The 583-nt window shown below is 37.0% G+C and carries 1 protein-coding gene; it reads left to right on the top strand.

What is annotated here, in order from left to right; all coding sequences use genetic code 11:
- Nucleotides 1–43 precede the first annotated feature (43 nt).
- Nucleotides 44–583: glycosyltransferase (locus ACRCJ0_RS18675; RefSeq protein WP_431391696.1), on the top strand; the 540-nt coding region annotated here is incomplete at its 3' end.

The following is a 583-nucleotide window of genomic DNA, read 5'->3' as shown; positions in this document are numbered from 1 at the left end:
AAAAAAATATGGCGTTAAGCGGTTCTATATCCATGCCCATCTAGTGAATGATTATAAAATTAAAAATAAGGCAGACCAATTGGTTTATGGTTTTAATAGAAAACTCAATACCAAGTTATCAACTGATATTGTTGGTTGTGGGCGTTTAGCCATTAAATCCGTATTTGGTCCAAAGACCAATTTAGATACTTCTATGGTTATTCCAAACTCCATTGATTTGAAGGCGTATGCGAATCCGGATAACATCTATGCACAGCATAGGGAAGCGGGACGCAAGCGATATAATCTTGATGAAAATACCCTTGTAATAGGCCATGTTGGGCGTTTAATGCCTGTGAAAAATCACGATAAAACATTTGAAATTGCAAAAGCCATTCAAGAAAATAATCTTAATGCAAAGATTCTAATTATCGGGTCAGGCAACTTAGAAGAAGAATTGAAGGCGAAAGCAGCAGACTTGGATATTCTGGATACCGTTATTTTTACTGGTAGAATCAGTCCAATTTCTGAATTCTATCCAGCTTTAGATGTTTTACTGCTACCGTCCTTTACTGAAGGCTTGCCAACGACTGTTGTCGAAGTG

This window comes from Aerococcus sp. L_32, from assembly GCF_050689315.1.
This window is presented reverse-complemented; position numbering and strand designations above follow the sequence as displayed.